The 26,058-nt window shown below is 60.0% G+C and carries 22 protein-coding genes; 11 read left to right on the top strand and 11 right to left on the bottom strand.

Annotated elements, in window-relative coordinates; all coding sequences use genetic code 11:
• Positions 1 to 20 precede the first annotated feature (20 nt).
• Positions 21 to 476, bottom strand: coding sequence for a DUF2867 domain-containing protein (locus tag IU397_RS14000; RefSeq protein ID WP_204414753.1), 456 nt, complete (start codon positions 474 to 476; stop codon positions 21 to 23).
• Positions 477 to 688: 212 nt separating this feature from the next.
• Between IU397_RS14000 and IU397_RS13995 the strand changes: the two genes are divergently transcribed.
• The gene (locus IU397_RS13995; RefSeq protein WP_204414751.1) at positions 689 to 1,165 is read left to right on the top strand and encodes a toxin-activating lysine-acyltransferase; all 477 of its coding nucleotides are present in this window, start codon (positions 689 to 691) and stop codon (positions 1,163 to 1,165) included.
• A 27-nt stretch (positions 1,166 to 1,192) separates the two neighbouring features.
• Here the strand turns inward: IU397_RS13995 and IU397_RS13990 are convergent, their stop codons facing one another.
• The gene (locus tag IU397_RS13990; RefSeq protein WP_204414749.1) at positions 1,193 to 1,777 is read right to left on the bottom strand and encodes a GFA family protein; all 585 of its coding nucleotides are present in this window, start codon (positions 1,775 to 1,777) and stop codon (positions 1,193 to 1,195) included.
• The gene (locus IU397_RS13985; RefSeq protein WP_204414747.1) at positions 1,770 to 3,335 is read right to left on the bottom strand and encodes a 2Fe-2S iron-sulfur cluster-binding protein; all 1,566 of its coding nucleotides are present in this window, start codon (positions 3,333 to 3,335) and stop codon (positions 1,770 to 1,772) included. The genes IU397_RS13990 and IU397_RS13985 overlap by 8 nt, the downstream gene beginning before the upstream one ends.
• A 68-nt stretch (positions 3,336 to 3,403) precedes the next feature.
• Here IU397_RS13985 and IU397_RS13980 point away from each other — a divergent pair, with 68 nt between their 5' ends.
• On the top strand, positions 3,404 to 4,468 hold the full coding sequence (locus IU397_RS13980; RefSeq protein ID WP_204414739.1) for a hypothetical protein: 1,065 nt from the start codon (positions 3,404 to 3,406) through the stop codon (positions 4,466 to 4,468).
• 11 nt (positions 4,469 to 4,479) lie between these two features.
• Here IU397_RS13980 and IU397_RS13975 read toward each other — a convergent pair whose 3' ends face one another.
• From IU397_RS13975 to IU397_RS13950, 6 genes are all read right to left on the bottom strand, one after another.
• Positions 4,480 to 5,652, bottom strand: a complete 1,173-nt coding sequence (locus tag IU397_RS13975) for a dynamin family protein (protein WP_204414737.1) — start codon at positions 5,650 to 5,652, stop codon at positions 4,480 to 4,482.
• Between the two features lie 5 nt (positions 5,653 to 5,657).
• Positions 5,658 to 7,736, bottom strand: coding sequence for a dynamin family protein (locus tag IU397_RS13970; protein ID WP_204414728.1), 2,079 nt, complete (start codon positions 7,734 to 7,736; stop codon positions 5,658 to 5,660).
• A gap of 37 nt (positions 7,737 to 7,773) precedes the next feature.
• The gene (locus IU397_RS13965; RefSeq protein ID WP_204414716.1) at positions 7,774 to 8,991 is read right to left on the bottom strand and encodes a hypothetical protein; all 1,218 of its coding nucleotides are present in this window, start codon (positions 8,989 to 8,991) and stop codon (positions 7,774 to 7,776) included.
• The gene (locus tag IU397_RS13960) at positions 8,988 to 9,911 is read right to left on the bottom strand and encodes a hypothetical protein (protein WP_204414714.1); all 924 of its coding nucleotides are present in this window, start codon (positions 9,909 to 9,911) and stop codon (positions 8,988 to 8,990) included. The genes IU397_RS13965 and IU397_RS13960 overlap by 4 nt, the downstream gene beginning before the upstream one ends.
• Before the next feature lie 79 nt (positions 9,912 to 9,990).
• Complete coding sequence (locus tag IU397_RS13955; protein WP_204414712.1) at positions 9,991 to 10,491, bottom strand: hypothetical protein; 501 nt, start codon at positions 10,489 to 10,491, stop codon at positions 9,991 to 9,993.
• Positions 10,492 to 10,554: 63 nt separating this feature from the next.
• On the bottom strand, positions 10,555 to 11,109 hold the full coding sequence (locus IU397_RS13950; RefSeq protein ID WP_204414710.1) for a dual specificity protein phosphatase family protein: 555 nt from the start codon (positions 11,107 to 11,109) through the stop codon (positions 10,555 to 10,557).
• Positions 11,110 to 11,568: 459 nt separating this feature from the next.
• Between IU397_RS13950 and IU397_RS13945 the strand changes: the two genes are divergently transcribed.
• On the top strand, positions 11,569 to 12,477 hold the full coding sequence (locus IU397_RS13945; protein ID WP_370541697.1) for an HAD-IIA family hydrolase: 909 nt from the start codon (positions 11,569 to 11,571) through the stop codon (positions 12,475 to 12,477).
• Here IU397_RS13945 and IU397_RS13940 read toward each other — a convergent pair.
• Both IU397_RS13940 and IU397_RS13935 read right to left on the bottom strand, forming a co-directional pair.
• Positions 12,474 to 13,949 carry an FGGY-family carbohydrate kinase gene (locus IU397_RS13940; RefSeq protein ID WP_204414696.1) on the bottom strand — a complete coding sequence of 492 codons (1,476 nt, stop codon included), beginning with the start codon at positions 13,947 to 13,949 and terminating at the stop codon, positions 12,474 to 12,476. The genes IU397_RS13945 and IU397_RS13940 overlap by 4 nt on opposite strands.
• A complete protein-coding gene (locus IU397_RS13935) occupies positions 13,946 to 14,944 on the bottom strand; it encodes a sugar-binding transcriptional regulator (RefSeq protein WP_204414695.1) in 999 nt (332 codons plus the stop codon). Before IU397_RS13935 ends, IU397_RS13940 begins: the two co-directional genes overlap by 4 nt.
• Positions 14,945 to 15,088: 144 nt before the next feature.
• On the opposite strand from IU397_RS13935, the gene IU397_RS13930 reads away from it, so the two are divergent.
• The 8 genes from IU397_RS13930 to IU397_RS13895 all read left to right on the top strand — a co-directional run bounded on the left by IU397_RS13930 (position 15,089) and on the right by IU397_RS13895 (position 26,047).
• Positions 15,089 to 16,420: a sn-glycerol-1-phosphate dehydrogenase gene (locus tag IU397_RS13930; protein WP_370541696.1), complete on the top strand. Its 1,332-nt coding sequence runs from the start codon at positions 15,089 to 15,091 to the stop codon at positions 16,418 to 16,420.
• A gap of 22 nt (positions 16,421 to 16,442) precedes the next feature.
• Positions 16,443 to 17,090 (top strand): class II aldolase/adducin family protein, encoded by a 648-nt coding sequence (locus IU397_RS13925; RefSeq protein WP_204414693.1) that lies wholly within the window; start codon positions 16,443 to 16,445, stop codon positions 17,088 to 17,090.
• Between the two features lie 19 nt (positions 17,091 to 17,109).
• A complete protein-coding gene (locus IU397_RS13920; protein ID WP_370541695.1) occupies positions 17,110 to 18,003 on the top strand; it encodes a carbohydrate ABC transporter permease in 894 nt (297 codons plus the stop codon).
• 1 nt (position 18,004) lies between these two features.
• Complete coding sequence (locus IU397_RS13915; RefSeq protein ID WP_204414684.1) at positions 18,005 to 18,880, top strand: carbohydrate ABC transporter permease; 876 nt, start codon at positions 18,005 to 18,007, stop codon at positions 18,878 to 18,880.
• A gap of 41 nt (positions 18,881 to 18,921) precedes the next feature.
• Positions 18,922 to 20,424 (top strand): ABC transporter substrate-binding protein, encoded by a 1,503-nt coding sequence (locus IU397_RS13910; protein ID WP_204414682.1) that lies wholly within the window; start codon positions 18,922 to 18,924, stop codon positions 20,422 to 20,424.
• A 51-nt stretch (positions 20,425 to 20,475) separates the two neighbouring features.
• Complete coding sequence (locus IU397_RS13905; RefSeq protein ID WP_204414669.1) at positions 20,476 to 21,201, top strand: SDR family oxidoreductase; 726 nt, start codon at positions 20,476 to 20,478, stop codon at positions 21,199 to 21,201.
• A gap of 16 nt (positions 21,202 to 21,217) precedes the next feature.
• Complete coding sequence (locus tag IU397_RS13900) at positions 21,218 to 22,282, top strand: ABC transporter ATP-binding protein (protein WP_204414667.1); 1,065 nt, start codon at positions 21,218 to 21,220, stop codon at positions 22,280 to 22,282.
• Between the two features lie 303 nt (positions 22,283 to 22,585).
• Positions 22,586 to 26,047 carry a glycoside hydrolase family 9 protein gene (locus tag IU397_RS13895; protein WP_204414665.1) on the top strand — a complete coding sequence of 1,154 codons (3,462 nt, stop codon included), beginning with the start codon at positions 22,586 to 22,588 and terminating at the stop codon, positions 26,045 to 26,047.
• Positions 26,048 to 26,058: the final 11 nt, after the last annotated feature.

Here is a 26,058-nt window from a genome sequence, read left to right as displayed (position 1 = left end):
GCGGCCCTTTTCTTTTGCCTTCAGGCTTCGGCGACGCGGGACAGCGCGTTGCGGGCGATCAGGATGTGGAAGGGCATGATGGCGCTTAGGTAAAGGCGACCACCGATATTATGGGGATGGACCCACGTGGCCAGGAACACCTGCCCCTCTTGCGACATGACCGATACGCGGAAATTCAGGTGACGGTCATTGAAACCAGCGATCAGCTCATGATCCGTCTCGCTTTCCACCGGGAACGGGCCCAGCTTGTCGGCGGCGTCCGGTCCATCATTGGACAGGCCGAACGGCGCGGTGACCAGGCGACGGATCTGCAATAGGCCCTTGGCCCAGCCCGGGAAGGTCGTGATGATCTGGGCTGCGCGCCGCGGTGGCAGATCGGACCGGACGGCATAGCAATCCAGAAAATCCGTAGGCGCTTTGCGCTGGTGCAAGGCGCTGTTTTGCGGAAGCGGGCTTAAGGTAACATTGGGTGACATTGGGAAACCTCGGCAGAAGACTTGCGAACAGACCTATGCGCATTGGGCAGGACCGTGTCTGTGCCAGAACGGCGCAGCGCGCAGATATCGCATCTCCGAACAAGCTGCAGCGCAACGCTTGGGCTTGGCCGGGGTTGATTGGTGCCCTAAGGATAAAGAGGGTGGCGGCGATTGCTTGGGCAGGTCTTCAGGCAGACGAAGGGGAAGATGAGATGACCGATATACAGGAGGCTCCGGCCCCGGACCTGGTCAACACAGTGCGCCTGACGCAGAGCTTTGGCGAATTGACCATGGCGGTGATCCAGACGCCGCGTTACCGGTTCCAATCCATCGCCGACCTTCAGAAACTGTTTCTGGAGCCTATGATCCGCAACCGGGTGGCCGTCGCGCGCAAGGACGACAAGATTGTGGGATTTGCCGTTTGGGCCAGCGTATCGGATGAGGTGCACACGGCCATTCGCGACCAGATCGCCTTAAAGGCTTTCCCGGTGCAACTGCGCCCGCAGGATTGGACCAGCGGCACCACGCGCTGGTTGCTGGACGTGATCGCCGTCGACCGGAACACCGCCACCTCTGTCGTGGATGGTCTGCGCCAGGAAATCGGTGGTGGCGACCTGAACCTGCATCCGATGGTGGTTGGACTACTGGACGCAAAGACCGCCGAAGACCTAATTAACCGTCAGAAATAATTTCTGTCCCCGGCAGGTCTGCCCCGATCAGCGCGCGCCATAGGTCGCTGCGATCTCGGCCCCGGTCAGGCGGCGACGGTCGCCCTCGAAATTGTACAAATCAGGCTTCTCATCAATCCAGGTTTCAGCGGCCAGTTCGAACCCGTCAAGATTGTCGAGCGTCCCGGCCGACAGGCTGAGCATGCCATCCATCGCCTCCGGCTGGACATGGCGGATGAACATGCTGGTCCCACAGATCCGGCAAAAGCAGTGCAGCGCCTCGTCCGACGCCGCGTGCTGCACCATGCGCCCCCAGCCGTGAAATTCCAGACTGGTCGCACGCACCATGATGGTCAAAGAGATCCCACCCGTCCAGCGACGCGATGCCGGGTCGTGATTGGCAAAGATCCGGCTGACGGGTTTAAGGATCTTATAGCTGGCCTCGCCGCACAGGCACCGCCCGGTCGGCAGACCATCCGCGCCTTCGGCGATCGAGGTATTGACCAGCGTCGGCAGCTTGTCCCGGGACAAGGCGGGGGCCACGGCGCTGTGCGAATAGGCGGCGCCGTCACCGGGGGCACCGCCATCATTTGAAAAGCCGAACGGGCATTTTCCTGCAGTCTGTTCAGTCATGTGTCGCTCCATTCAAGGCCGCCTGACCTTCGCAGTTCAGGCAAAACAGTTCACCGGTCCGCCGGTGCATTTTGGCGGTGTCTCCCGCCGCGATTTCCCCGATGCAGCCATCACAGACGGTGGCGACATCCAACAACTCTTCGGTGAACCCTTCCAGATCGACTTCGACCTGGCCGCGGATCACCCCCCGTGCGATCGTCTTGACGATCTCGCGCCGGAACATTTCGTGCAGCGCAGCCCAACGCCATAGAAGGCGCTTGGGCAGCCCGTGCCGCCGCGCAATACCCATCAACATCGCTTCCCGATAATCGAAAAGTTCGTTCGATATGACCATCCAATGATGGGCGTTGAACGGCTTTTCCCCAAAATACTGTCGCGCGCCGGTGAGCAGATCCCGCAGAAAGCTGTATTGCTTTTCGATGGCCCGGGCCTGGGTCACGCGGTGAAAAAACGGGGCAAGGCGAGGGTCGGCGTAAACCGCCTTGTAGAAGTCTGTCAGGATATCCGTCAGCAGCGCACCCTGCCCGAGCGCCTCCCACAACTCCGGATCCGGCGTGATCGCAGCCATCTTGGGCGCATCCTGGGGCTGATATGTGCCGGGCACGTCAAACGGATCACTGAACAGTCGCCCGAGGGCGACGCCTTGGCGCACCGCCGTGATCCGGGCGCCTTCGACCATGTCGGGCCGACCGCACAGATAAATGGCAGAGGCCGACAGATCAGGATGATCGGCAAAGGCGCGATCAGTCATCCGCTGACCGGCCGGGCCCGATGCCGCGCTATGCAAGGTAATGCCCTGCCCCGTGAGATCCTCGCGGTTTTGGTCCAGGTAAAGATCCGCGGCATCGCGCGCGCCGTGATACAGCGTGATATCTGCCGCGTGACCATGGCGGCGCGCATCCCAGGCCAGACCGGCCAAAACCCCGCCACCACTGCCCGTACCGATCAGCACAAGCGGCGTCTTTTGCAGGTCGGTATCATAGATGAAATTGCCGGACGGCCCCGAAAACGAAACCGTATCGCCCGGCTTCAGCGTGTCAGCGACCCACCGGCTGAGCACGCCGTCGGCGTAGATCCGAATATCGATGCTCAGGTAATAATCATCCGGTGCGCTGACGATGGAATAGGACCGCCCCAGACCGTCGGACCGAAAGAGCGTGATCGTCTGACCCGGATGCCACGTGATCTGGCGGGCAGGTTCCAACTGTAGGCGCAGGATGGTGGGCGACAGCGCAACTTTGTCAGCCACCATCGCCTCCTGCCGGCACTGGGTCAGATCCGGGCGCGTCGCGTCCACCGCGTGTACGGATGTGGCACAGCAGGGCAGAAAGAAGCCCTGCCCCCGCTCCTCTGCCGAAAGGTCGGCAAAGGCCGCGTCGCCCGGATCCCCCGATACGGCCTGTAACAGGCATGACCGGCACGTGCCTTTCCGGCAAGAAAATGGCACATCCGCCCCCCGGCGCAACATGGCATCCAATGCCCGCTCCCCCGCTTGCACAATGTAGGTCGACCCTTCAAAACGTATCCAGTTTACGGCATCGGGCGGACTTGTCGTCACCGGCAAATCTCCCATTTGTGGAGCGTGAATGTTTGCATGCGGCCCGTTGCAATAGGCGGGGTCGCCGATTGAAGGAGCAGGTTATTCTGGAACGACACCTTCACACGGCCTTTCACCCCACGGGCATGACGGATGCTGACAAGGTTATCGAGGTGTTGCTGTTGCGCGCCCCGCTCGACATGACATTGCCACTGATCATCGGGGCGCAGCGGGCCATTCAGGGGCCGCTTTGCCTGACAGAGGGCGCGCGGATCGCAGCTGTCCCGTCGGACGCGCGCCATTTTGAATTGATGGCCCGATCCATCGATGAGGCCCATGACTTTGTGATGACCGTCCCGTCGCTGTGCGGATCGATCATCGCCGCTCCGAGCGATGCGCCGCATCTGACCCTGGTGGAGGCTCCAGCCTGCCTTGAATTGGGCCCGGCAATCTCTCATCTGTCGCCGCGGCTGGGGGTGGTGGATATCGTGAGCCACATCATAGGTCATGACCGGGAAAGCAATCGCCTGTCGGTTTTGCAGGACGGGGCCTGCCTGCGCCTGCGGGCCAATAACAATAGCGTGCCGGGCGCGCCGGATCTGATCGACGGTGCGGCGCAGCCCTGGGAGGTGCCCCTGGAGGCAGCCACCCGGATGACACGCGCCCGTCTTATGGAAACCGTGGGCGGGCTCGATATCGATCTGGCCCGCGTTCTGGGGCACCGCGCCTTCGAACGGTCGGTCGGGCTCGCCCCCCTGCTGGCCGGAACGATGTCGGCAAGTGAACCCGCCTTTGAGGGATATGAAAGCCTGACGGATCGCGCCATTGCCCATGGGTTTGGCGGATACGCCCGGGCCGAAGACATGGCGCAGGGCAAAGCCCGGGAAAATGCCTTTCGGGCGCAACTGGCCGAGATCACCGTGCGCTTCGACACCGCGCTGGCGCAGACGGAGGATCCGTTGGAAATCCTGTCCCTGGCGCGCGAGGCCACCGATGCGCTTGCAGCCCATGGTTGGCGCGCGGAGCCGCGCATCATGCAGATCTTCGAAGCGGCCCTGGCCAAGGGTACAGCCGGCGATCCCGACCATGTCGCCACCCGCGCCTTGCAAAGCTTGCACCATAGGGCCGTGCGCAAGGCCTATATCCTGAAGTGACATCCTGGGCATCATGTCGCCCCCGGGGGTGCATGGGCCAATTCGCGTCCGACCTGCAGCAGCGCGCGCAACACACGGTCGGGCAGATCAGCGGACGAGGAGGCACCAATATGCGCCTCAACCTGATCGAGCACCTCACCAACCTCTGATCGATCGCCGACGGCAGCGCGCAACAGGGCAATCGCACCCGACGTGGCGGCCCGCAACCGATCCTCCGCCTCAAGGGTTCCTGCCTCAAGGTGATGCAGCAGTGACGTGGCTTGCGCCCGCCAGACCGTCAGAAGCGGGGGGTCCGCTGCCGCATCTGCACCATCCAAAGGTTCGGGGGCCAGATCGCCCAAGGCATCGGCCACAAACACGCGCGCCTCGTGGGCGGCCTCATCACGGGCCGCATCGGCAAAGCGGAGCATATGCTCAATCAAAGCTTCCCCGCCGCTCTCCCGCCAGGCGACCTTGTCCGTCACCTCTCCGGCAGTTATCGCCGTCTCCGCGAGGGGGGCGGCGAAGGGGAGAATGGCTAAAAACCCATCCCCCACCAGTTTTTCCAACCGGTTGAAGATCCGGTCTTTGTTCTGCTTGACGGCCATCAGATCCATATGAGTAACCAGCAGGATCGACCGCGCCCTGATCCGGTCGGGCAGTTGCGACCAGGATTGCCGCTCACTCTCTTTCCAGGATTGAACGGCGTTGGTGCACCAGACCAGCACATCCGCCCGCTTTGCCACGTTATGGACCGCATCCTTGAGGATCGCGGGATCGCCGGTTCCAGGCGTGTCGATGATCCGAACCTGACGCAACAGGGAGGCCGGAGCCTGGATCCGAACGAAATCGGGCGCGGTCGCCAGAAGCACCTCCATATCCTTGCCCAAAAAGCTCAAATCAGATGTGCTGTCCCACCAGGCCGCCTGAATGTGATCTTGCGTCCCATGGCCAAATTCAACGACCGGCAAATGGGTGGCCAGGACGCCCGTGGGCATCAAATCCGCCCCGACTAGGATGTTGGCCAGCGTTGACTTGCCAGAGCTGAACTCCCCCGCCACCAGAACCTGGGGCGGCCGGGTCAGGCGGGCCTGCAATGCGGCGGCTTGATCAAAACGCGCGATTTCGGTCGCTGGCAGTTTCGCGCGGGTCTGGGCCGATAGAAATGCCTCAAGAACCAACCGATCATGGGAGATGTCGCCCATATGTGTCACGCCGCGACTGTATCACGAGACAGGCCCTGCTGCAGTTTAGTCAGGGCTTTCAGCAAGGTCGTTGCAGTCTTCAAGTCGACCTGCAGCTTGGCGCGCTGATCCGCACGGGACCGGGTCTTGGCCATCGCGGCCATATCCACGGCACCGGCCATCACAGCCAACTGCGCCTGAAGATCAGACAGAAACGTCACCTTGGTGTCGCGCAGGGTCTTGATGAACAATTCCTGCTCCTGCTCTGCGGTTTGCCGAGAAATGTCCCCAAATTGGTCACGGATCGTGTCAATCACCTGTTCGATCCGGGCATCGGTGCTTTTGAAAAGACTGCGCAGCCATGTTTGTGACAGATCAAAGGTGACGGTCTGGTTAAAGGGCGTGGATCGCGGCAAAAGACCAATGATAGACAACGTGGCGAGCCGGACAGATGTCAGCGGTTCGCGAAATCCCTCCGGCACGACATCGCGAAAATCATCATTGATGCGGCGCAGATCATCCCAAAGCTGGCCCTGGATTTGATCGAACCGGGCTTTGTAGATCTTGGTCAGCGATTTGCGCAGGGGATCCAGCACGATGGCTGCGTCATCGTCTTGTACATCCGTCGCGATGGCGGTTTTGAGGTAATCGCGCTGCTTGTCGGCATAGCTCATGGCGGTTTCACACAGACTGTCGGCCAGGTCTCCGCAAGCCGTCAGGATCCATGCCTCCAGCCCGGTCATCTCCGTTTCGATGGTGTTTGCCACATCGTCATAGAGCTGCTGCTGCTCCTCATCCGTCAAAAGAACGCGGCGCCTGCCGGTTTCCTCGGTCAAAAGATCAATCCGGATGGTCAGACGGTCCATCGCCTGCCCCGTCAGGGACACCAGATCATCGGTGGCCGCTGCCATGGCATAACACGTGGCCCCCTGCGCAATCATATGCGACACGGCCTGTTCCAGACGGTCCAACCCGCTGGAAACATAGGCCAGGGCACGGTCATCGCCGATCTCACCATTGGGATCCAGCATCTGCGCCGCGCCCACCAGGCCCTGCTGGTCCGCAAATTCGGTTATGGTGTCCAGATCCAGACCCTTTTCCTCGCCCGTGACGGCGTAGGTCGCCCAATGGGCGCTTCCCACCACGATGTCAGAGGTTTGCCCGTTGAGATATTCGGACAGCTGACCACCGATCGTCTCCCTAAGCGCCGCGATCTTGCTGGCCGCGTCGCGCACTTCGTCGATACGATTGATAAAGATGACAAAGCGTTCGCGATCCAGCGCCCGCAACAACCGGATCAGCCGCAGATCATCCTTGCTCAGCGGTTGATGCGCCGACAGTACAACGACGAAATAATCCGCCTCTTCCAGCGCCCGGTGGGTCAGTTCATCCCGGATCAGAAGGGGATCATTGATGCCCGGCGTGTCGATGATCGAAACCGGGCAACCGAATGGCGCCTGGTCAAAATAGATATCCGCAGACCGGGTGATATCGGCAAACCGACCGGCGGCGGGATTGCGCAACGGTTCATCCGGTGCATCGCCTGCGCTGACATATCTGGCCATCACTTCCGACGTGACGGTGTCAAAGACGTGTTCCTTGCCCAGCAGGCTTTCGAAATTTCGGCTCAACCGCATCTGGGCGCGTGATTTCATCTCCGCAATCTCGGTCTCTAGAACATCGCGGTCGCGCTGGTCGACGAACCCCTCGGTCAGTTCTGCCAGCCGTCCCCCGCGCTCGACCAGCGCATCCCATTGCGCATGGTCGAAAAAGCGAAAGACAGCGCCCGCCTTCTGATCGCCACGGCCACCGAAATGCAGTTGAGTCACGACCGAGGTCCAGGGAATGACATCGGATGGCAACAACCCCGACCGCCGGGTCAAGGCGTTGACCAAGGTCGATTTCCCAGCCTTGATCTGGCCGACCACAGCGATGCGCACGCTGAACCGGGCCAACTCCTCGAGGATTTTTGTAATCCGAGCCGAAAACTCACCATCCGATAGGGTATCGAGCGTTTGCGCGGTCTCTCGCAACGCTTTGTGGATCTCGTCTACCTGCGCGCCGATCCCATGGTTCAGCACGCTGTCACGCGTGTCCGTTTTCATCAATCTACACCAATACTAACACTATACAGCCAAACGGTTAAAACGTCGCGATTGCCCCCTTGGCCGTCCCCTGTCGTCGGGTCGGACGCTTGCCGCGCCGCTGTTTCCGACTGATCCCCTCCTCGGCGAGGTCCTGCGCAAGCTCCAGATCCCAAAGCAGCTGCTCAGTCTCCATCCGAAGCGGCGCATCCCCCACAAGTGTCTGCGCAAAACCCGCAGCCCGATCCGCCGGCACACCGAAATGCACCATCTGTGCCGCGATCAAACATTCCGCACGTTGCGTTGACCTGTCACCGATCACAACGATGCGCTGCTTGGCGTCCAGAAGGCGGCGGCATTCTGCGCAAATCAGCGTACTGTCGTTCGTGGAGGGCGTGGCGGTTTTTTGCATCGGGATCCAGATGCCCAGAATGCCTATCTCTGCGCAGTGTTCCAGGTTCGGGGGCGTCTCTGCGTCGATCATGATCACTCCGGACACGCCAGTCGCTGCCAGATCCTGCAATTCGCCTTTGCTCAGGCATTCGCCGTCATCGACCCGGTACAGGCCAAGGGTGTCATCAATCGCCCACCGCACGCCACCGCTTTGGTCATCCGCGCCAGCATTGATGCGCAGCCCGTCAGGTGTGCGCCGCAAATCCGAACGCAGCGCGTTTCGTGGCGCACCCACTGGCGCCAAGGTCGCACCGCCCGTCTGGATGAACTGTCGTCCGGCATCGCTGCTGGGGGAAACGAAAAAGCGCTGCGCGGGGCTGTCTTCCTGCAAGGTTCCGCCGGCAAGGAGCAACACCCGGTCGGCGAACGACGCGACATGCGACTGATTATGCGACACCAGGACAATACTACGCTCCCGGGCCATATCGGCCAGGCGCCGCAAAATGTGCGCAGCCTCGTCGGGGGCAAGATGGGCAGTGGGCTCATCCACGCAGATCAGCGCAGGATCGGCCTCCTCCATCTTGGCCAAGTGATGGACCCCGTCGGTCAGTGTCCTGATCGCGTTTTGCGGCACAAATCCGGGCGCGTTCGCGACCGCGAGTGGCGCACCCGCGTATTCCGCCGCCATGACGGCCGCATCATAGGGGCCGCCATCGATAGGTGCGGCGCACCATTTCAATAACGAGGATTTTCCAGTGCCCACCGGCCCCATCACCGCTGTCATACCGGTGGGTCGGATCGCAAAGCTCAACCCTTCGAATAACGACTTGCCGCCGACGCTCAAATTCAGGCCATCTATGCGCAACACGGCTTGGGGCGTCATGACCGCGCCCTCCCGACCGAAAAGAGCCGGGCGAGGTGCTTGTTCGGGAATGAGGCGACAATCAACCAGTCACATTCCACAGCAACACACAAACCCGTCCCTTGCAGGTCATTGCTGCGCGCGATCAGCATCTGGCCATCGCCGAGCGCTGGCCGGGTGGCGGCAATCCAGGTCTGAATGTCGAATGACAGTCCATCGATCTGCCACAATCCTTCGGCTTTCGGGTCCGTCCCACCGGTCGCATTCACGGCAAGTTTGGCATCAATTAGTTGTACGGTCACGCAAAACTCGGAAAGCGCATCGAATAAAGTCACGATCGCTGCCGGTGGCTCCGTTTTTTTGGATCCACGCGCCGTTTTTGGTTTGGCGGCCTTGGGGGCCGATTTGGGTTTTGGTTTTGGCTTGGCCTTGGTTTTCGGCGCCGCGGCTCTTGCAGCGGGGTCTTTGACGGGCGGCGATGCGGGCAGCGCTTTGGGTGGTGCATCCATAACCAGATGACCCGGCACGATACCGGCGCAGGATGGATCGTGGTCCGCCAATGCGCTGGTCGAAAGAACGCTGAGCGGTCCATCCTTATCGCAGAACTGAGCCAGCAATGCCCCAACTGCTGATGTCAGATCCCTGTCAGCACCATCAAGGGAGGGCCCGACAATTGCGGATGTCTGATCGCTCAAAACCAGATGATCAACATTCAGCACCCGGTGTAGACATTGGTTGCCCACGTCCAGCGCCAACGCCGCTTCATCGCCGATTTTAAAGGTCAGGGTGCGCGGCAGAGTGGTTGTATCGATCTCGTCGACGATGGCCTGGTGCCGGGTGCTGCGATCTGCGGAAGGCAGGTCGCGTTCGGGCAAAGCGCGATGCTTCACCTCCCCATATAGCCGTCGAAAGAGATCCAGGAAAGCTTCGCTAAGCGGCATAACACGCCCTGTCGGCCATGGCCGACTTACCCAAGTGTCAAGGTGCCCCCAAACAATACGCCGTCCGGGGGCCGCGAGATCAGAGCGCCCCGGCGACAGTGTCGATGGCCATGCGCGCCTTGGTCAACACCATGCCTGGATTGGCACTTTTGCGGCAGACAAAGCAAACGACGTGACTGGGATACTGCTTGGTCCGCATGAAGACGTGCAACAGGTTGTCGCTGAAAACAAAGATTTCCTGGAAATAATGATCCGAGGTATCTTCGGTGCCGCGAAACTTTTTGAACATGTTTTCGATTTGAACGACGCTGGATCCCTGGAACATATCAGCGGTTGCTGCCGCAAGGGTATCCAGCACCTCCTGGGGGTGCGAATCCACCGTGTGAACACCCAACAGCATGCCCGTATCCATGTCGACATATCCGGATGCCAGACATTCCGGGATATTTCCCATCGACGTTTGCAGCGCTTTTTCTAGTGACATTTTACCTTTGCCTTTCGGTACCACATTGCGGACTACTCCGTGTTTGGAGAGCACCCGCTTTACGTAAAAACATTTCGTTAACTTGACGTTGCACAAGTTCACACTATGCGACAACTATGGCGAAAGTAAGCAGTGTTTTTTATTGAATTTCATTTAGGCCTACGACCTTTGGAGCATTGCGGCGAAATCGGCTAAAAATGAGATCTGAACATCTGACTCGATCCAATGCCGGTACGTCTTGCGCACCGTTTCAATCGCACTGATATCCCGGTACTTATAATAGATCAGTTGTGCAGCCAGCATCGTTCCCGTGCGACCCCGCCCCGCCCGGCAATGGAACGTGACGCAACCGCCATCCTGTAAAAGCGCGTCGACCTGTGCGCAAACGTCACAAGCAACCCGCGGATCCGGGGCATCCATGTCATCAATGGGCACGCGGATCGCCGAAATACCCCTTTCGTGGAACTCCGCCACTGGCGCCTCCCACTCTGACGTCAATGTGATGACATGGGTAACATTCAGGTTTTTGAGCCCAATCAGGTCATTTTCCAGACTGCGCAGCAGCCCCGGCTGCGACATCCCTCCAAGGCGCCCTCGGATCAGCCAATGGAAATTGGACGGTCCAAAATAGGCAGATGGTGCTGAATTCAACGCATCGGGGATGCGGGTCTGAAGGTCGGTCAATTGCATGGCGGCGTGTCTGTTCTTCTTCATTCATTACGGCACAACCCGCCATCAAATGCGAAGCTGCTCCCCGGTAGTATGGCGTCACACGCCAAATGTCGGGTTAATTCCATGCGCTAGAGTAACGGTGCGGCGAAAATGTGTCAGAATGTATTGGGGGTATATCTGCCCGATAAAACTTTGCTGCAATGCAGCAATGCAAGAAGTATAATTTATCCGATAAAAAATATCAGATTCATTTTTCCATTTAGGACAAGATGATAGATCCATTAATCTAAGACCTTAACGAACGAAAATGAAATTCGGAAAGTAGTACTAAATGGTTTGCACCAATGCCGAATGTCGCTGGTTAAATATTCCCACGCGCACCCATCGCCCGGCAGTCTGCCCGCAAATCCATCTCATGCAACAATCTCGCATCCCTTGACTTTAGGGGTTAATTCCATCGCTTTGTCGCCAACTGTTCCCTCTGCCAAAGGTCCTCCACCAGTGTCCAGTTACAAAGCCAAGATGACGACCAAGGCCGCCTTTGAGCGATACGAGGAGGTGCGCACCCGCCTGCCCAAGGCACGGTTTCCATCCGCCTCGGCCATGCGGTCATCCTTGGCGGACGTGGCCGACGAGGTCGATGCCTTCGTCCTTGATGCCTTTGGCGTTTTGAACGTTGGCCAAACCCCGATCCCGGGGGCTGTGGAGCGGATGGCGCAGTTGCGCGCGGCGGGCAAGAAACTGGTCGTCTTGACAAATGCGGCAAGCGACACGCGGCAGGCGGCCTTGCAAAAATACCACAAGCTGGGTTTCGACTTTGCCAGCCATGAAGTGGTGGCGAGCCGAGATGTCTGTGCCGCCCGGCTCGCCGCGCATCTACCGCAGGGTCGCTGGGGCGCGATCAGCACCGACACGGACGATTTCCACGATCTGGCCGCCACAGTCAGGCGCTGGACCGTATCGGACCAACCCGATGTCGATGGCTTCTTGCTGCTCTCCAGTGCGCATCTGGATGAAGCGACCTACAGGGCCTTGCGCGATGCGATCCGCGCCGCACCGCGCCCCGTCCTGGTGGCAAACCCCGATATCGTCGCACCGCGCGAAGATGGCCTATCCCAGGAGCCCGGTTTTTTTGCCCACCGCCTGGCCGATGATACCAAGGTGGAGCCGATCTTTTTCGGTAAACCGTTCGGCAATGCCTATGATGACGTGAAACAGCAGTTGCCCGGCATCCCACCCCACCGGATCGCCATGGTCGGCGACACATTACATACCGATGTCTTGGGTGGGGCCGCGGCGGGGTTCAAAACGGTGCTGATCACCGATTTCGGGCTCTTCGCCGGATCAGATACCGGTGCCTATATCGATGAATCCGGCATCCGGCCTGACTTCATTTGCCCGACCACCTAGGCTTGATCCGGGCGGTACGTCCGCTCTTGGCGCGCAGACAGGTCCGACCATGCCGCAGCGGTTGTCGGATCAGGGTCGATCCGGTCGCCGAATTGCACCATCGCCCTTGTCGCGGCATCAAAGCTGTCAAACAAACCGGCCCCAACCGCGGCCGAAATACCGGCCCCCAGGGATGATGCCTCCCGCGACAGGCACTGAACCAACGGCAACCCTGTCGCATCCGTCAACATCTGCGTCCAAAGCGCGTTGCTGGAACCGCCCCCGACGGCGATCAATCTGTCCGGCGCCAGGCCATCGGCCGCGACCGCGTGAACAAAGCGCGCCGATTGCAGCGTCACGGCTTCCAGCGTCGCACGGTAGAGATGGGCAAAGGAATGTTCAGCACCAAACCCGTGGAACGAGGCGCGGGCCGAAGGGTTCCAATACGGATCCATGCAACCGGACAGGTAGGGGGACACGGTCACGCCACTTGATCCGACCGGGATCGCTTGGGCGACAGATTGCAAAGTGGCAAAGGTCTGGGGCGTCGTTTCCTTGCCACCAATATTGCGTACCAGCCAGTCGATCAGGAAGGTTCCGGCACGCAGGCAGCTTTCCATGAAAAACCCCTCCCCCGTCTGGGAGGTGATGGTGCGCCAGGCCGGACGGATCAGCTTTTGCGAGGCAGAGGCCCCGGTGATCACCGCCGTACCAAGGTTCAGATAGACCGCGCCGGGTGCTGTGGCATTCACACCAAGCCCCGCGCATTGGCCATCGCCACCGCCCACAAAAATCGGTGTCCCCGCGGGGACACTCGTTTGATCAGCTGCATGGCGCGTGGTGTCGCCCACATAGGTGCCGGGCTTTTGGATCGGGGCAAAGTTGTCCGGCGTCAGGCCGAGGGCGCCCAGGATCGGATCCGACAACTCCAACCGCGCGATGTCGAACACCCCGTAGGCATCAATGCTGGTGGTGCTGGCAATGGCCTTGCCCGTCAATTGCTGCGTCAGAAAGCCGTGGACATCCAGAAACTGCGCCGTCTCCGCCCAGGTCTGGGGCAGAGCATTGCGAAACCAGGCCATGGTGTAGACCGCGGGTGTCAGATCGGGCGGGCGGCCGGTAATCTGGTGCATGAGGTCGGCCCCGATTTCGGCAGCAAAGGTTGTGACCTCCTCCACGCAGCGTTCATCGAGCCACAGAACCGCCGGATGGGATGCGTCGCCCCGGGTGTCGAAAAGCCCGAGCGTCTCGCGCTGGTTCGCGATAGCAAGTCCGGCGACGCGGTTAGGATCGATCTGTGTCATCAAGGCATTCAGCGCCGTGCAACAGGAGGTCCACCAGTCTTGTGGGTCTTGCTCAAACCGGCCAGGCCCCGGTTGGGACAACGGGATCGGCGCGCGCCCCTCTGCCAGATCGCACCCGGTCATGTCCCAGGCGATGGCCTTTGTGGACTGGGTCGAACTGTCGATCCCGATGACGATATCCTTTGTCATACCCCTTCCCCCGCTCCATCGCCCACAAGGCTCAAGGCCATGGTGTGATCGAGCACCAGATGGGTCGCCAACCCCCCTGTCAACGCGGCTTTGACAGCCTCGGTCTTGCTTGGGCCCGTGGCCACCATCAGCCGCTTGGGTGCTGCTTTCAAGTCATCGAGACTGATTGCGATCTGGCGATCCGTGAGGGGGCCTTGGATCTCAAGCCCGGTCGCATCGATAAAGCGGCCGACGATGATCCCGACGGCACCGCGGGCCCGGTAGGCGGCAATCGTCTCGGTATCGGCGAGGTTCACATCACCAAGATATGGCGCCTCATCCATGGCGCCGATGCCAAAGACCGTGATCTTGCAATGGCGCAGTTTTTCCACAAAGCGCGCAATGGGTGGCTCCTTCATCAGGCTATCGCGCAAGGCCTTGGAGCTAAGCACAGCGGGCGCATGAAAATTCAGGGACCGTCCGCTGATCCGGTTGGCAATCAACGATGTGATGAATTCCGGCGACGACAGGCGTTCATCCAGCATGGAGCCCGATACCTGCAATACGGTCGTGTCTGGCACTGCTGCCCGTTCCATGGCCTGTGCCAAGTCGTACATGGTGCGACCCCAGGCAACGCCCAACGTATCGCCGGGTTCCAGCAAATTGCGCAACAGCCGGGCGCCCGCGATCCCCGCGCGCTTTCGAAGCTGCTCTGGCGTCTCATCCCCATGCTCCACCTTGGGCAGGATGAAGGCATCCTTGATCCCAAACCGAGCCTTGAGCCGGGCGCTCAATTGTCCCTGGGCCAGGATTTCGGGATCGACGCTGATCTTGACCAGACCACGCTCGCGCGCCTCTTGCAGATAGTTGACGACCGAGGCGCGCGACATGCCCAATTTGCGCGCGGTCCCTTCCTGGGTCTCGCCCTCGACGTAGTAAAGCCACATCGCCCAGGCGACGAGGTCTCCACTAAATTGCGGCGGCATGGCCTGCGCCCCGGATTTGCTCTTTTTCATCGCCGTGCTCCCGCTCGAAACCTAGCTTGGGGTCAGCAAATTTACAATTGTCATTTCCTTTTGACAAAAAGTGAGCGCGGCTCTAGCTTCCGTTGCGTAAGCTTCGGGATGCGGATGACGACCTGAGCTTTGGGGAGGACTGTCGTGACACACGCAGCGCGGCCACCGAAAGGCGGCTGGATGTCATTTATCGAGGATGTGCTGAGCGGCGCGTGGACCGATCCCCAGACGGGTGTCGGGCTTTCGAATGTCCCGTTCGAGAATGTGCGCCTGGACAACAGCCTAGACGGGGCTGAGGCCGATCTGGTTGCGAATTTGGGCTTTTCCGGCAAGCTCGTCATCGTTTCAGACACAAATACCCATGATGCGATGGGCGCGCGCGTGGCTAAATCCCTGGGCAACGTGGATGAGATCGTCTTGAACGCGCCCCATGCCGACCTGAAAGATGCGGACGATCTGGCCCGGCAGGTCAGCGGATATGATCACCTGATCGCCGTGGGCAGCGGCACGGTAAATGATCTGTGCAAATACGTTACCGCTGCGGACAAGCGGCGCTATTGCGTGTTTGCCACCGCCCCGTCGATGGATGGCTATGCCTCGACCACCGCATCGATGACCTTGCCATCGGGGCTGAAAACGTCGGTCCCGGCCCATGCGGCGTCGGGCATCTTCATCGACATCGATGTCAGTGCAAAGGCCCCGGCGCGTCTGCGGGGGGCCGGATTCGGCGATTCAGTCTGCCGGTCCGTCTGCCAGATCGATTGGTGGATGTCGCACCGGTTGTTGGGCAGTTTTTACATGGAAACCCCCTACACGATCGCCGCCCAAGATGAGCGCCGCATCATGGAGCAAGCGGCAGAGATCGGCGCGGGCACGCATGACGCGATCGGGTATCTGCACCGTGCGCTGCTGCTGTCGGGGCTGGGCGTGGCGGCAACCGGTGTGTCGAACCACGGCTCGATGGGGGAGCATCAGATCAGCCATTACATCGATTGCTTTGCGGGTGACCGGCATCCCGGCACGTTCCACGGCGAGCAGGTTGGCTATGCCACCATGACAATGGCACGATTGCAGCACCAGATGCTGGCCAGTGATACGCCCCCCAAGTTGAAGCCCACGCCGATGGATGAAGCTGACATGGCCCGCCGGATGGGCCCCGTGATTGGAGCGGAATGCGCCGCCGAATACCGGAAAAAGGCGCTGGATGCAGCCGGGGCTGACGCGATGAATGGCAAGCTGGCCAAAATCTGGGATGATCTGCGTACCGAATGCGCGGCATTCACGGTGCCGGTGGAGGAGTTGGAGCGGGTGCTCAAGGCGTCTGGCTGCCCCGTCACGGCCGAGGAAACAGGGCTGGACCCCGCCTTTTACCGGGAGGCGGTGCGCCATGGCCATGAGATGCGCAACCGATACTCCTTTGCCGATCTGGCTTGCGATAGCGGGATTCTGGATGATTTTGCAGCGGGGGAACGATGAGACCTAATTCAGAGGAACCGAGATGAGCGAACTAAACCTCCGCAAGGAACTGATCGAGGCCTGCAGGGACATGAATGCGCTGGGAATCAACCAGGGCACGTCGGGTAACATATCGGTCAAGTATGAGGGCGCGATGCTGATCTCGCCCTCTGCCACACCGTACCATTCCTGCACGCCGGATATGGTGGCCTCCTTGCCGCTGGACAGCACGGGCGCTTATGACGGACCGCGGAAACCATCGACCGAATGGCGGTTTCACCTGGCGCTGCATGCCTCCCGCGATGACGTCAACGCGGTGGTTCACGCCCACCCGACCTATTGCACGACGCTGGCCATGGCGCGAAAGACCATTCCGGCGGCCCATTACATGATCGCGGCCTTTGGCGGCAATACGGTGGAACTGGCCGACTACGCCCTGTTCGGCAGCGAGGCCCTGAACAAACACGTGCTGAAGGCCATGGAGGGGCGGCAGGCCTGCCTGATGGCCAATCACGGCATGTGCGCGGTGGGGGAAAGTCTGGACAAAGCCATGTGGCGGGCGGTCGAGCTAGAGACCATCGCCAAACAATACTACCACAGCCTGCTGATCGGCGGCCCGGTGCTGCTGAGCGACGCGGAAATCGCCGAAACCGCCAAGAGTTTTGAGGGCTACGGCCTACAGGACGACTAAGCCACGTCGGGGAGAACGCGTGCACGTAACGGAGAAAAAATTCAGCCGATTTGTGTCGTCAGACCATCCGCTGCCCTGGCTGGCGCCGCTGCTGGCCATGTTGGTGACGTTCACGATCTATCCCCTGATCTACAACATCTGGCTGAGCTTCCATGAATACGCGCCGTTCAAACGCCGGTTGGAATTTGTGGGCTGGGACAACTGGTCGACCCTGATTGGGGATGACCGGTTCTGGGCCTCCATGGGTGTGACGCTGCTGTATTTTGCCGTGGTTCTGACCATCGAGCTGATCCTGGGACTGGCGCTGGCACTGTTGCTGGATAGCGAGGATTTCGGGTTTGGCTTCCTGCGCGGGCTACTGACAATGACGCTTGTCGTGCCGCCTGCGATCACCGGCATGATGTTCCTGCTGATGGAGGACCCGGAATTTGGGGTCATCACGTACGTGCTGGAAACGTTGGGGATCTTGTCATCGACGCAGCCGATCCTGGCCTCGCCTTCCACTGCGCTGATGGGGGTGATGCTGGCCGATATCTGGCAGTGGACGCCTTTCATGGTTTTGATCTTTATCGCCGGGCTGCGGTCGCTGCCGCAGGAGCCTTATGAGGCCGCGATGCTCGACGGCGCTTCGGGCTGGCAGATCTTTCGCCGGATCACCCTGCCGCTGCTGTCAAAAGTGATCGCGGTCGCTGTCCTGATCCGCGGGATCGACCTGTTTCGGATGTTCGACTACGTCTTTGTCATGACATCGGGCGGGCCGGGCACGGCGACCTATACCGTGTCGCTTTATGCCTGGCAGCAAACATTCTCCTTCATCAAATGGGGCTACGGTGCCACGATCTCGCTGGTGACGCTGTTGGTGATCATCTTCATCGCGAACCTTTTCATCTATTTGGCGAAGGTGAGGTGGTAGCATGATGGTGCAATCCAAAGCGGCCCGCTTGCGCCGGGCGATCATCGCCTGGGTCACGGTCGCGCTGTTCGTCTTTCCGCTATACTACTGGATCACGGTGGCCTTCAAAAACGGGCGAGACATTTTTAACCAGCCGCCGAAGGTCTTTAACTTCAGTCCGACGGTCGCCAATTTCCAGGAAGTCTTTGGTGTCTCTTTCGGCCTGCCACGGAACGAGGTTCTGGCGGGCGGTGGCGATTTCTTCATGGCGCCGCACCTGTGGTCAAGCGTTGTCATCGCCGTGTTTTCCACGATCCTGGCCGTGGCGATTGCGACGCTGGCCTCCTATGCGTTGAGCCGGATCTATTTCCGCGGACGCCACCATTTCGTGAACTGGGTGCTGTCCACACGGATGATGCCGCCGGTGGCGATCGCGATCCCGATGTTCTTTATCTACAAAGACCTCAGCCTGCTGGACACCTATCTGGGCATGATCCTGATCCATGCGCTGATGAACCTGCCGCTGGCAGTTTTGATGCTAAAGAGTTTCTTCGACGATATCCCAACAGAGATTGATGAAAGCGCCCTGATCGACGGAGCCTCGCGCTGGAAGATCTTCCGCCGGATCATCTTTCCCATGGCCAAGGGCGGCGTCGCGGCGACGGCGGTGTTGTGTTTCGTCTTCAGCTGGACGGAGTTCCTGTTTGCCCTGACGCTGACCCAGACAAGCCTGAAAACCGTGCCGGTCGTGTCATCCACATTCGTCACATCGGTCGGCACGGCCTGGGGCAATATGGCCGCCCTTGGGACAGCCGCTATGGTGCCTGCCTTCATCTTTATTCTGCTGGTCCAGAAACAACTGGTCCGCGGCCTCACGCTTGGATCGCTCAAACAATAAGGGGCGGACGAGGGACAATTCGCAACCTGGGAGGATACGTAATGCGAAGTTCAGACAAGAAATTCCACGCCGCCAACATCGTGGACAAATACGTTAAGGGGAAGATATCGCGGCGCAACTTCCTGCGCTCCACCGGGCAGCTTGGCCTGGCCCTGGGTGCATTTGGCGCTGGCATGAATATGGGGCCGCGCGGCCTGATCGGCGGCAACCGGGCCTTGGCGCAGGGGCTGGAGCCGGATGCTGAAATGCTGGCCTGGGTCAAGGAAGTCTCAAAACCTTTTGCCGGTCAGACGATCCGGTTGGCGACCGAGGCGACACCGCCGTCGAATGCGCTGAACAACACGCTGAAGAAGTATTTCGAGGAAGCCTCCGGCATCAAGGTCGAGATCGAGATCCTGCCGCTGGAGCAGGTGCTCCAGAAGATGACGCTCGATATCGCGTCGCAGTTGGGCACCTATGACCTGTATTACATCGACCAATCCTGGGCCGCGTTCGTGTCGGAAGACGTCCATGACCCGCGCGAGCAGATGGAGAATGCAGATCTGGCCATGCCGGGCTACGACATGGACGACTTCTTGGAGCCGCTGGTTGACGGCATCGCCCGCTATGGTGACCGGCTGGTGGGTGTGCCCTATGACATCCCGATCTTTATCATGATGTACCGCAAGGACATTTATGAGGAGATGGGCTTTACCGCGCCCACCACGCTGGAAGAATATTACGAACAGGCCAAGGCGATTACCGACGCCAAGGGCCCAGAGATGTATGGCGCGACCGGTCAGATGAAGTCCGGCCACTATTCACTGGAATGCGACTGGACGGCGTGGCTGTGGGGCCATGGCGGGTCAATCTTCAACGCCGATGGCAAATTCACCGGCAATGACGAGCGGGGCCTGGAAGCGATGGCCTATTGGCGCAAGCTGTATGAGACCATGCCCCCCGGTGTAACCGGCTGGACCTGGGACGGCCAGGGCCAATCGGTGGCCCAGGGCGTGGCCGCGACGATGATGAGTTGGGGCGAATTCTTCCCCTATTTCGACGATCCAGACGCCACCAAGGTTTCGGGCCTGATCGAAGCCGCGCCCTGCCCTGCCCCCACCCGGGCCCTTCGCACGGTCGAGGAGACCGGCTTTGGCGAGATCCCAGGCGTCGGCCACCAGGGCGGATCGTCCCTGGCCGTGTCGAAGAACGCCAAGAATCCGGATGCGGCCTGGATCTTTATGCAATGGGCCACGTCAAAGGACACCCAGACCCTGATCACCACCCTGGGCGGCGGCACCGGGCCCACGCGCTTTTCGGTCTATGACGATCCGCGCGTCATCGCCAATAACCGGGTGGGTGCGGGTACGACGCGCCATTTGCAGGTCGTGCGCGACACGATTGCCAACGACATGGGGTCAGAGCCAGATCTGCCGCAATGGGCGGAACTGGCGAATGACACGATCCCGGTGCGGTTGGGCCGGTACTTTGCCGATGAATATGGCTCGACCAAAGAAGCGATGGATGACATCGCCCAAGCCACGGACGCGATCGTTCAGGGCTAAGGATGTGTCGGGGGCGGCCTTCCGCCCTCGGCCACGGAGGAGAGATGTGACATGACCGATAAACCCCTGGTGGCCGTGACCGGCGCCAGTTCCGGCATCGGAGAGGCAACCGCCCGCGCCTTTTCCGCCGCTGGCCATCCCGTGCTGATGATGGCGCGGCGCGTCGACCGGATGGTGGCGATGGACCTGCCAGATACCATGATCCGGGAGGTCGATGTGCGCGACCGCGACGCTATCGCAGCGGCGGTGACGGATGCGGAAAACGAGTATGGCCCCACCGACATGATGTTTGCCAATGCCGGGATCGCGCGACTGGCCGATATCGGCCGCCAGGATCCCGCCGAATGGGACGAGATGATCGACATCAATGCCAAAGGCGTCATGAACACGGCCCATGCCGTGATGGCGGGCATGATGGAGCGGCGGCGCGGCACACTGGTGATGATGAGCTCCATCGCAGGGCGAAAGGTCTACCCCGACCATACCGTTTATTGCGGCACCAAATTCTTTGTCCATGCGATCTCTGAAAGCCTGCGGGAATACCTGTCGGCTTACGATGTGCGCGTGCTTGTCGTCTCTCCCGGTGTGATCGAAACGGAGGTGTTGAGCGCGGTCACCGATGCCGAAACCCTTGCTGCCTACAAGGCGAACAAGGTCAAGATGGGCGGTGGGATCGGTGCGGACATTGTCGGCGACCTAATCCTGAACGCCTATAACCTGCCCCAAAATGCCCTGGTGCAAGAGATCTGCCTCACGCCCACCCGCCAAACGTATTAAGGTCTGCAAAGCGCCCATGCCCCATATCGAGTTCAACAAGATCACCAAGGATTACGGTGCGGTAAACGTCATCCGCGACCTGGATCTGGCAGTCGAAGACGGCCATTTCACTGTGCTTTTGGGGACGTCCGGTTGCGGCAAGACCACGCTTTTGCGCATGACGGCTGGATTGGAGACGATCACTGGCGGCGAGCTGACCATCGGCAACCAGCGCATGAACGAGGTCCATCCCCGCGACCGCGACATCGCCATGGTGTTCCAGAACTACGCGCTTTACCCGACCATGAGCGTGCGGGAAAATATCGGCTTTTCCCTGGAAGTCGCGAAGATGTCCAAGGGAGAGACCGCAAAGAAGGTGAATGAGGCGGCGGCGGTTCTGAACCTTACCGATTTTCTGGATCGCTATCCGCGGGAGCTATCGGGCGGGCAGCGTCAGCGCGTCGCCATGGGGCGGGCCATGGTCCGGGAGGCTTCGGTCTTTTTGTTCGATGAGCCACTGTCGAACCTCGACGCGAAGTTGCGGGCCCATATGCGGCTGGAGATCCGCCAACTGCATGACCGGCTCAAGACCACCACGCTTTACGTCACCCATGACCAGATCGAGGCGATGACGATGGCCGACAAGATCGTGCTGATGAAAGACGGCAAGATCGAACAATCAGGCAGCCCTGATGACCTTTATGACCGTCCGGCCACCAAATACGTGGCGGATTTCATCGGCTCCCCCGCAATCAATTTCATCCATGGGACGATTGAGGCCGAGAATGGCACGCCGGTCTTTGCCTCGGTAGATATCCGCTACCCCCTTGCGCCGGACTGCGCGGCGCAACCGGGGCAGGCCGTTATCTGTGGTTTGCGTCCCTCCGACCTGGAGATCGCGGTGACGGGAGATATTTCGGCCACGGTGATGCTAGCTGAAAAGACCGGAGCGGAACAGAACCTCCACCTGAAGGCCGGGGAGCAGCATTTGATCGTGGTGGCGGATCGCGCTGTTCCAGCCCCGACAGGTCAGTCGGTCGATGTGCGCATCAACACCGACCGCATCCACCTGTTCGACGCCATGACCGAGCAGCGCATCTAACGGTCGGGCCCAGTCGGGCTCCCCGCGAAGCCCGCATCGTTCTGACACGGGTCACAAATCGCGAAATTGCCTGCGAGCTGGGCACCATTCACGGGCACCTCAACCAAGCGGCGAGATTGCTGTCAGTTTGAAAACAGATTGTTTCCCAAAGGGGAACGTGCATGCAGCTTTGTGCAAACAATTGCGCAAAACCAGATCGTCCATGGCCTCAATCATCGCAAAATACCTCAACTACTTGTGCGGTGACGCATTCCGGATAGCGTATGCATCAGCCTACCATACCAGTCGTTGACAGGGACAGACATGACGCAGGATTACACAAGCTCCTCCGGTGCCACGACGACCGGGCCTATCCGCCGCGGATTTGACAATCATGCCGTGGGTGAAAGCTATGATCGGGGCAAGCAGGAACAGGACTGGGATTATCAAAACGGCGCCTCCAACACCGCGCGCATTGCAGAGATATCGGATGAACACTCTGTCTCGGGCGGCCAATCCCTGAAGGTGAATTACAGCAGCGAAGAACGGGTGAAGACGGCGTCACGGTTCGATCTTCCGGGGGAGCAGGAATACTTTTCCTCTTACTGGGTCTACTTCCCTGACGCGTTTTCCTTCAATGGTGTTGAGAAAAGTGGGGGCAAATTACCCGGCCTGGGCTCCGATGAGGTGCCGACGGGCGGTGATGATGTCACCGGTGACAACGGATTCTCCGCCCGCTACATGTGGCGCTATGACGGTCAGGCCGAATTGTACCTGTACCACATGGACAAGGCAGGCACCTTCGGCGACAGCGTCAAATTCCAGTATGACAACGGGGATTACGCCTTTTTTGAAGAAGGGTCGTGGCACAACATCGTCCAGCGGGTGAAGACCAATACCCGGGCCGAGGCGGATGGAGAGATCGATGTCTGGCTGGACGGGGCGCAGGTCGTGGATATCGATGGCGTCCGACTGTCGGATAATGGCCAGTTGATCGACGTCTTTTACCTGAGCACCTTCTATGGCGGCGGCAGCACGGGATGGCTGCCCCCCGAAGACACGTCAGCTTACTTCGATGACATCATCATTAGCACGGATGCCGCGGATGTCGGTCTGGATGCCGGCCAGATCCGCGCGCCAGATGAAAATCCGGATCAGCGCTCCGTCGGCAATGGCGTTGTGCGCGGGATCAAGGCGTTTGAACCGCGCACGACCGAACAGGAGCTGCCGAATGGTGATGGTTCGGTCTATCACGACAAGCAATGGGGGGACGGGTTCACCGCAACACTGTTCTTTACGCCCAAGACCGCCGTGTCGAACTGGACCATTCAGATCCGCACACCGGGGCCAATTGAAGATATCTGGAACGCAGAAATCGTCAGCTACGACGATGGCATCTACACGTTGCGTGGCACAACGAAGCCAAACCTGGATGCTGGCGAGACTTCGAATATCCGCATCAAAGCAGAGGGCCATGGGTCATTGGTGGCATTCGTTGATGGTGGGACGGTGCGCCCGGTGGGCCCTGATCCGATAGACCCCGGCCCGGTTGATCCTGAGCCCGTGGACCCGGCACCAGCCCCCGACGCGGGTGCGGTTGCCATTGCGGTGGATAAGCAATGGTCCGGCGGGTTCACGGCAAATGTCGCCTTTACCCCGACCGCAACTGCATCGGACTGGACCATACAGATCCGCAGCGCGGGCCAAATCGAAAACATCTGGAATGCGCAAATCGTAGCGCAGAACGGCGATATCTATACGCTGAAAGGTGTGTCCTACAACGCCGATCTGGAGGCGGGTGAGACAGCCCGGATCCGGATCAAGGCCGAAGGGGACGGCGCCGGGTTGATGGCGATGGCGGCGACGGGAAGTGCTGATACGCCAACAGATCCGGGCCCGCCCATGGCTCCGATCCTACCGGTTGATGTCGAACAGCCGAAGACAGATCCCGCACCAACGCCACCCAGCACCGTTGCCAAGATCGATTTTGACGTGACCGGTCGCTGGGGCAATGGCTTTAAGGGAGAGGTGTCGATCACGAATTCGACCGGTCAAGCGATCTCTGACTGGTCCATGGCGTTTGAAACCGTTGGGTTTATCATCCGTGACCTTTGGGGCGGGGACATGACAGCAGATGGCCAGACGGTCACGATCCAAGGCGCTGGCTGGACAGCAGATATCGCGCCGGGGGACACGGTTTCCTTCGGCTTCGTCGCGGATGGAACACCGCCCACACAACTGGCGGACCTGACATTCGACGGTGCCGCGGTGAATACCGGCACCGGGAGCGACCCGACAGACATGCCGGATGCAGATGACGGTACGACGCCACCGGTTGATACCGGTAGTGGCATCACACCCCCGGACGGTACTGGTGGAGATCGCCCAGACCCGGATCCGGCCCCATCGGATGGGTCGCCGTTCGCGACGTCGGATTATGCCGAGGTTCTAAACAAATCCATGCAGTTCTATTATGCCCAATATGCGGGCGACCTGCCGGATGATCATCCGATCCCATGGCGGGGCGATTCAACACTGGATGACGGTGCGTCCGTGGGTCGCGATCTCTCCGGCGGATGGTTCGATGCGGGTGACCATGTGAAGTTTGGCCTGCCCATGGCCGCGACGGCAACGACCCTGGCTTGGGGCGGTCTGGAATTTGGCACGGGTTATAAGGAGGCTGGCGCTTACGCTGATCTGGACACCCACCTGCGCCATGTCACGGATTATTTCTTGCAGGCTTACGATGACAAAGGCACAGCAAGTATCGCCGACGATGTCTTTCACGCCCAGGTTGGAGACGGCAACACGGATCATGCCTATTGGGGATCGCCCGAGGATATGGATGTTGACCGTCCGGTCTATTCCATTGATGCCGAAAATCCCGGGACCGAGGTCGCGGCAGAAACGGCGGCCGCGCTGGCGGCGTCCTCCCTGTTCTTTCGTGTGGGCGGCGAAACGGCCTATGCCGATACCTTGCTGACCAAGGCAGAGAAACTCTTCGACTTCGCTGAAACGTATCAAGGCACCTACAATACGTCGGTCCCGGACGCGGCACAGTTCTACAAATCCTTCAACGGAACCTTTGAGGACGAGTTATCCTGGGCCGCGATCTGGCTGCACAAAGCGACGGGCGATCGGGATTACCTGGATATGGCCGAAACCTACTGGGATTACCCCTGGGCCACCGGCGCACAATCCTGGGATAACAAGACAAACGGCACCACGCTTTTGCTGGCTCAGGAAACGGGTGACGCCAAATATGTGGAGCAGGTCCAGGCTCATTTCGACCATTGGATTGACGATATCGACCGCACCGCGGGCACCGACACCAATGATGGGCTGGGCTGGCTGATGCAGTGGGGTTCAAACCGGTTGGCCGCCAATACCGCCTTCCTTTCGATGGTCCATGCCAAGGATCTGGCCGAAGATGACCCCCAGGGAAATGCAGGGCGGATCGATGAGTTGCGAGATTTTGCAAGCGATCAGCTGGATTACATGATGGGTGACAACCCGGATGGGCAAAGCTTTGCCGTGGGGTTTGGCGACCTTTTCCCGCAAAATCCGCATCACCGCGCGGCTTCCGGCACGACCGATATCAATGACCCGGCACCCAACGAATATATCCTGAACGGTGCCTTGGTGGGTGGCCCCCTTGATGTGAACGGGACGTATAACGACGACCGAACCGATTACATCTCCAACGAGGTTGCGACGGATTACAATGCGGGCTTCTCGGGTGCGCTCGCTGGTCTGTACGAGGGCCTGACTGAGAACTGGTTCTAGCGCCAAGATGC

The sequence above is a fragment of the Actibacterium sp. 188UL27-1 genome (assembly GCF_016901225.1).
Lineage (GTDB): Bacteria > Pseudomonadota > Alphaproteobacteria > Rhodobacterales > Rhodobacteraceae > 188UL27-1.
The sequence above is the reverse complement of the archived record's forward strand: the minus strand, read 5'-3'. Positions and strand labels throughout refer to the sequence as shown.